Annotated in this window: 6 protein-coding genes; 4 read left to right on the top strand and 2 right to left on the bottom strand. The window is 62.1% G+C overall.

The annotated features are described in order from the left end of the window. The 3 genes from WBQ44_RS20735 to WBQ44_RS20725 form a co-directional block, all read left to right on the top strand. On the top strand, positions 1-853 hold an 853-nt coding region (locus WBQ44_RS20735), incomplete at its 5' end, for a GlxA family transcriptional regulator (RefSeq protein WP_495568551.1). 66 nt (positions 854-919) lie between these two features. Beyond that, a complete protein-coding gene (locus WBQ44_RS20730) occupies positions 920-2005 on the top strand; it encodes a YdcF family protein (protein WP_495568550.1) in 1086 nt (361 codons plus the stop codon). Positions 2006-2120: 115 nt separating this feature from the next. Then, positions 2121-2945, top strand: a complete 825-nt coding sequence (locus WBQ44_RS20725; RefSeq protein ID WP_495568549.1) for an adenylate/guanylate cyclase domain-containing protein — start codon at positions 2121-2123, stop codon at positions 2943-2945. Here the strand turns inward: WBQ44_RS20725 and WBQ44_RS20720 are convergent, their stop codons facing one another. Together WBQ44_RS20720 and WBQ44_RS20715 are read right to left on the bottom strand one after the other, a co-directional pair. Next, positions 2946-3524 (bottom strand): DUF2867 domain-containing protein, encoded by a 579-nt coding sequence (locus WBQ44_RS20720; RefSeq protein WP_495568548.1) that lies wholly within the window; start codon positions 3522-3524, stop codon positions 2946-2948. It abuts the gene before it with no gap. Positions 3525-3770: 246 nt separating this feature from the next. Beyond that, complete coding sequence (locus tag WBQ44_RS20715) at positions 3771-6005, bottom strand: NADP-dependent isocitrate dehydrogenase (protein WP_495568547.1); 2235 nt, start codon at positions 6003-6005, stop codon at positions 3771-3773. A gap of 246 nt (positions 6006-6251) precedes the next feature. Here WBQ44_RS20715 and WBQ44_RS20710 point away from each other — a divergent pair. Further along, on the top strand, positions 6252-6945 hold a 694-nt coding region (locus tag WBQ44_RS20710; protein ID WP_495568546.1), incomplete at its 3' end, for a MerR family transcriptional regulator.

Here is a 6945-nt window from a genome sequence, read left to right as displayed (position 1 = left end):
CGGAAACTGGGAGACGCAGCTCTGGTCCGATGAGCCGGGATCGATCACCACCATGGAGGGCTACTCCCTCGGCGGCATCGCAGGACCGGCCACGGTCGAGGCAGCCGACATCGTCATCGTCCCCTCGTGGCCGGAGACTCTGCCGCCGATCGGCACTTACCTAAAAGGTCAACTAAGGCACGCTCATCAACGCGGCGCGGAGATTGCCGGGCTGTGCCTCGGATCTTTCGCTGTGGCAGATACCGGGCTACTCGACGGCCGGGCAGCCGTCACTCACTGGAGCAAAATGCGCGACCTCGGTGAACGCAATGCCCAGACCAATCTCGACGAGACCGTGCTCTACATCGACCACGGTGACGTGATGACCTCCGCAGGCACCGCGTCGTCGATCGACTCGTGCCTGCACATCGTCCGCAAGCACCTCGGATCCGCGGCCGCCACCCGCGTTGCGCGCAGCCTCGTCGTCGCGCCCCACCGCGAGGGTGGACAAGCGCAATACATCGAGCGCCCACTCACCACAGCCGCCGAAGACACGGCCATCGCGGACGTACTCGAATGGGCCCTCACCCGCCTGCACGAACCACTGCCCATCGAGCGCCTCGCCGAGCAAGCCCGCATGAGCCGTCGTAGCTTCATCCGCCAATTTCAGCGGGCAACGGGTGCCACCCCGGCGCGATGGGTGCTCGAACAACGCCTGAACGAGGCGCGGGGTCTCCTCGAAACCACCAACCACAGCGTCGAGAAGATCGCAGAAAGCTGCGGATTCGGCAGCGCCGTCACGCTGCGACAGAACTTCACGAGCGCGTTCGGAGTGAACCCCACCGCCTACCGCAAGCAATTCACGCGCATCTGACGGGTTCCGCGATCCACTGCTACAGCTACCCGTTGGGGGACCAGGCAATGATGGTTACGTGACGTATTGGGTAATCGAGCTCTGCAATCGACGCGCGCAACTGCCGGAACCCGCGGGACGGGTCTGCTGATGTTCTTTCTTGCCCTGGCAGCTGCGCTGACGGCAGCGTCGGTGGCCGGGATCAAACGAGATCCCCGACGGCTGTCCAACGCTCTCGCCGTCGTCGCTGCACTTGTTGCGTGGACCCTGGGTGGGCTGAGCTTGCTGGGCCATGTGAACACTCGTGTCGCAGCGGTACTCCTCGCCGTCGCCGCGTTGATCGTCTTCCTCACGGTGGTCGGCGTGGCCGGCGCGGGTGCGGCGAACGGAGTGTTGGTCATTCGGCGCGAAGGGCTTCGTCCGGCGACGGTGCTGCCGCTTGCGTTTGTCGGTGTCGCGGCGGTGAGCGTGGCGTTCGTTGCCGCGGTGTTCTCGATCCTCGAATCGCACACCCTCCCATTGTGGTTTCTGGCGGTTTTCTGGACAGCAGTGCTTTTTGCTGTGGCTCTGGCCGTGCAGTTCATTGCATTCGCGGTGTACGCATTGATCTACGGTCGCATCGAGCCACCCGCAGGCTGCGCTGCCATCGTTGCGTTGGGGTGCGGGTTGAACGCGGACGGCAGCGTCACCCCGCTGCTCTCGAGCCGCTTGGACCGCGCCCGCGAGGTGTACGCCGCGGAAGTGGCGACCGGGCACCGGCCGACGCTCGTCGTATCCGGCGGACAGGGCACAGACGAGTCCATCGCCGAAGCGACTGCGATGAAGACCTATCTGTCAGCTCACGGCATCGACGCCGATCACATTATCGCTGAGACACACTCGCGCACGACCCACGAAAACCTTGTTCTGACGAAACGGCTTCTGGAATCGCGGGCCTTGGAGTCCGAGCCGATGGTCGTCGTCACCAGCGATTTCCATGTCCTACGGACCGCTGCGTTCACGCGAGATCTCGGGTTGGACGCGCATGTGACCGGAGCCAGAACCGCTCGGTTCTACACTCCGACGGCCTTCCTCCGGGAATTCGTAGCCATCGTCGTTCGCTACGGGAAGGCCAACCTCGCGTTGATTCTCGGCATCCTTGCAGTGATCGTGCTGCTGCAGAACGTGGATTGACTGCTGTCCCCTCTTCGCTTGAATGGTCCATCCATACGATCCGAACGTATGAATGAACCATGCAAGCGGTGAATTTACCGGGGTAGGTACCCGTGACGACGAGACACAGGCGAAGATGAACGCCGTGACCTACTGGATCATCGCTGCCGGAGTCGAGCTTGCCGTCATCATTGCGCTCGGAATTCTTCTCATCGTGTCGCGCAAGAAGCTGACGAACGCACGCCGTGAGCTCGAGGAGATACGCAACCCCAAGCGTCGTCGACGCGGCCTTGTGCCCTTCGCCGTGCGCACTGCGTTCAACACAACCGATTCGTTGATCCAGAAGGGATTCGGCGCGACCGTGCGTAACTCCGTCGAGGATCTCGCAGGCTGGGCCAAGGTCGAGCGGCCCGACCTCGCCAGGATGACGGCCGACGGCGACATCGTCGTCATGTTCTCCGACATCGAAGGCTCCACCGCCCGCAACGAGGAGTTGGGTGACCGCGGGTGGATGAAGCTCCTGGAACGTCACAACAAGTTGGTGTCCAAGCACGTCGAAAAGCACGGTGGCCACGTCGTGAAGAACCAGGGCGACGGGTTCATGATCGCGTTCTCCGACGCTGCCGAGGCTGTTCGATGCGGCATCGAAGTGCAGGAAGCCTTGACGGAGAAGCCAGACAAGTGGAGCAACATCCGCGTCCGCATGGGCGTCCACGTCGGTAGTTCGGTCCGGCGAGGCGACGACATCTTCGGCCTCAACGTCGCCATGGCTGCCCGAGTCGCCGGGCAGGCCGAGGGCGGCGAAATCCTCGTCAGCGAGCCGGTTCGGTCAGCGATCGAGCGAGCATCCGACGTCGCGCTGGGCACACCTCGCGAAGTGGAGCTCAAGGGCATGAAAGGCAACTTCACGCTCTACCCGATCTCTCTGCCCGCAACAGAGGCTGTTGGAGAGCTGAACTGATTACGCGTACTGCGGCCAGTTCTTACCGATCGACCGGATCAACTGCGGATACACGATCGCGTGACGAATCGGTTTGATCGCCGTCATGTACGCCGAACCGAATCTGGAGTTCGGCTTGACGAGCGCCGTCATCTGAGCGTGAAACCCGCCCGCGCCGTCGGATACCCACCCCACGTGCATCAGAGCGTGGACGGTTTTGTTGGCAAGCTCCGAGACCCACTCGTCGTGCGTCAGGTACACCGACCGGAACGGGACGTCGCTGAAATCGGGACCTCGGTCTCCGTCCAACAAATCCTGGGGAAGCCGATCCCGCAGACTGACCACCCGCTTCGACACTCCCTCAGTGGGCTTGTCCCAGCCCAGCAACTTGCCGATGCGCCACCGTACGGCGAACAACACCGCCGTCGTCTTGTCGGTGAGTTCGTTGTTGCTCGGAGCGGTGAAACCGCGCGCGAAGCGGCTCAGATCGTCTGGGCCGCCCGGTGTCGGTAAAGACCACACATCCTCGACCTCGAAGTCATTTGCGATGTCATGAATTCGCCAGGGTCGATCGGTGAACTCGGTATCCGGAACTCGCATGAGTCGTCACCCTTCTGGCGGATGCGCATGTTGGCGAGACAGGTTCGAACCGCATCACCGCGCAGATCGTAACGCCAGTGGCAGATGATGTCCACCGAGACCGGCGTGCGGTAGTTTGCGATTCAAGTTGTGACAGTTGGGATTCCACGAGTTGTAGATGGACCGCGCAGCGAGTTGAGCCCCACAAAGCGTGAAAGGCCCATTCACACTCGTCGATCGTATGAATGGACCTTTCAAGCAATGGTTTTACTTCTTCGCAGACTCCAACGCATCGTTGAAGGTCTTGCTCGGCCGCATGACAGCTGCGGTCGCTTCACGGTCGGGGTAGTAGTAGCCGCCGATGTCGACGGGGTTGCCCTGCACGTCGCTCATTTCGTTCATGATGGTTTCTTCGTTGTCGGCCAACGTCTTTGCCAACGACTCAAAGTGCTTCGCGAGCTCGGCATCCTCGGTCTGCTCCGCGAGTTCCTGAGCCCAGTAGAGGGCGAGGTAGAACTGGCTTCCGCGGTTGTCGAGTTCGCCGGTGGTGCGCGACGGTCCCTTGTTGTTCTCGAGCAGCTTGCCCGTCGCGGAGTCGAGCGCCTTCGCGAGAATGGTGGCCTTGCCGTCGGTCTTGCGGCCGAGGTCTTCGAGACTCACTGCCAGAGCAAGGAATTCGCCGAGCGAGTCCCAGCGAAGGTGGTTCTCTTCGATGAGCTGCTTGACGTGCTTGGGCGCAGATCCGCCGGCGCCCGTCTCGTACAGTCCGCCGCCCGCCATGAGCGGAACGACCGAGAGCATCTTGGCACTGGTGCCGAGCTCGAGGATCGGGAACAGGTCGGTGAGGTAGTCGCGCAGGATGTTGCCCGTCGCGGAGATGGTGTCGAGCCCGCGGATGAGGCGTTCCATCGTGTAGCGAATGGCGCGGACCTGCGACATGATCTGGATGTCCAGACCCTCGGTGTCGTGATCTTTCAGGTACTTACGCACCTTGCCGATGAGCTCGTTCTCGTGCGGGCGGTACGGGTCGAGCCAGAAGACGACCGGCATTCCGGACTCACGGGTGCGGCGAACAGCGAGGGCAACCCAGTCGCGAATCGGTGCGTCTTTGACGATGCACAGACGCCAGATGTCACCCTCTTCGACCTCCTGCGTGAGCAGAACTTCGCCGGTTGCGAGGTCGGTGATGTTGGCGGTGCCCCCTTCAGGGACCTCGAACGTCTTGTCGTGCGAGCCGTACTCCTCGGCCTTCTGAGCCATGAGACCGACGTTCGGAACGGTGCCCATCGTGGTGGGATCGAACTGACCGTTGGTCTTGCAGAAGTTGATCATCTCCTGGTAGATCCGGAAGAAGGTCGACTCAGGGCTGACTGCCTTGGTGTCCTTCGGACGGCCGTCGGCGCCCCACATCTTGCCGCCGCTGCGGATCATCGCCGGCATGGATGCGTCGACGATGACATCGCTCGGGGAGTGGAAGTTGGAGATTCCGCGAGCGGAATCGACCATCGCCAATTCGGGACGCGTCTCGTGGCACTTGTGCAGGTCGTCGATGATCTCCTCGCGCTGCGCGCTGGGGAGGGACTCTATCTTGCTGTACAGATCCGACAGGCCGTTGTTGACGTTTACGCCGAGCTGTTCGAACAGCTCACCGTGCTTGGCGAACGCATCCTTGTAGAAGACCTTGACTGCGTGGCCGAAGACGATCGGGTGCGATACCCGCATCATCGTTGCCTTGACGTGCAGGGAGAACATGATGCCCGTCTTGTAGGCGTCCTCCATCTGCTCTTCGTAGAACTCGATGAGCGCCTTCTTGCTCATGAACATGCTGTCGATGACGTCGGCGTCCGTCAGCGACACCTTCTCCTTGAGGACGATGGTCTTGCCGCTGGAAGTCAGCAGTTCCATCTTGACCTCGCGGTCGCCCTCGACCGTCATCGACTTCTCACCGTGGTAGAAGTCGCCGTGGCGCATGTGAGCGACGTGGGTGCGCGACGCCGGGGACCATTCACCCATGCTGTGCGGGTGCTTACGCGCGTATTCCTTCACGGCCTTCGGCGCGCGACGATCCGAGTTACCTTCGCGCAGAACAGGGTTGACGGCGCTACCGAGGCACTTGGTGTAGCGCTCCCGGATTTCCTTCTCCTCGTCGGTCTTCGGGTTGCCGGGGAGATCGGGAATCGCGTAGCCCTTGTCCTGCAGCTCCTTGATGGCGGCAAGCAGCTGCGGCACCGAGGCGCTGATGTTGGGGAGCTTGATGATGTTGGTGTCGGGCAGTTGCGTCAGACGACCCAGCTCGGCCAAATTGTCCGGAACCCGCTGCTCCTCGGTGAGGTAATCCGGGAACTCGGCGAGGATGCGGTTGGCCACGGAAATGTCGCTCGACGTGACCTCGATGTCGGCCGCACTGGCGAACGAACGGATGACCGGCAGGAACGCGTGCGTCGCCAGCATCGGCGCCTCGTCGGTCAATGTGTAGATAATAGTCGGCTGTTTTGCAGTCATCTTCGCCTTTGCCTCAGTTTCAACGTCGTCTTTTGGATGCGTCCAAACCCAACTTTAATCTTTGGATGCGACGTCGTGGGGGGCAGTGGCTCGATCCGCTATACCCGACTGCCTTGACCTGCGCCCCGACCTGACGGACGGGATCGAGACCGTCTGTAACTGCTTTCAAGTTACTCGCGAGTAACGAATGAGGCGGCATCGACGCAGCTAGCAGGCGTTGCCACATCTTGACCTAGACGCTAGGTCATGGTCGACACTGAGCTCATGCAGATAGGTCAGCTCGCCGCCGCTGCCGGCACCACGCCGAGAACAGTGCGTCACTACCATCGCCTCGGCTTGCTCGGCGAGCCGCGACGTCGCGGGAACGGCTATCGCGCGTACACGATGACCGACGTTGTCCGGTTGATGCGCATTCGCTGGCTTGCGAGCAGTGGCATTCCACTCGGATCGGTTGCCGCGATTCTTGCCCAGGACGCAACTGACGACGACGGCACCACCGACACGATCGCCGACCTGCACGCACTGCGCGCCGCGTTGCAGGCCGAGCACGCGAAACTCACGCAGCGACTGGACATGCTCGCCTCGATGATCGACGACGCCGAAAGCGGGCGTCCGCTCTCGGCGCTTCCCGCGCAGCTCACCGACCTACTGGTGACCGCCATCGACGCCGCACCTACCCCCGAGGTTCGCACAGCGCTCGAGCGCGAACGCGACCTGCTCGAAGTACTCGCGATCTCGGGCAGCGCACCCGACGAGCTCTTGTCCTTCTACACAGCGTCGGTGGCCGACGACAAGCACCGTGCTCACTACGCTGCAGTTCTCGCCGACTGGTCGAAGCTTGCAGGCCGAAGACCGGCGTCTGCCGAACCGGACATCGAAGTCCTGTCTCAGAAGCTGATCGCATGGTTCAAGAACGCAGATGCGTTCAGCGCTGGGCACT

This window comes from Rhodococcus sp. (in: high G+C Gram-positive bacteria) (assembly GCF_049591685.1).
Classification (GTDB): Bacteria; Actinomycetota; Actinomycetes; order Mycobacteriales; family Mycobacteriaceae; genus Rhodococcoides.
This window is presented reverse-complemented; position numbering and strand designations above follow the sequence as displayed.

Bases quoted from the DNA above. Each gene is read 5' to 3' on its own strand.
- WBQ44_RS20725 (WP_495568549.1), top strand. From the start codon at position 2,121: ATGAACGCCGTGACCTACTGGATCATCGCTGCCGGAGTCGAGCTTGCC.
- WBQ44_RS20720 (WP_495568548.1), bottom strand. From the start codon at position 3,524: ATGCGAGTTCCGGATACCGAGTTCACCGATCGACCCTGGCGAATTCAT.
- WBQ44_RS20715 (WP_495568547.1), bottom strand. From the start codon at position 6,005: ATGACTGCAAAACAGCCGACTATTATCTACACATTGACCGACGAGGCG.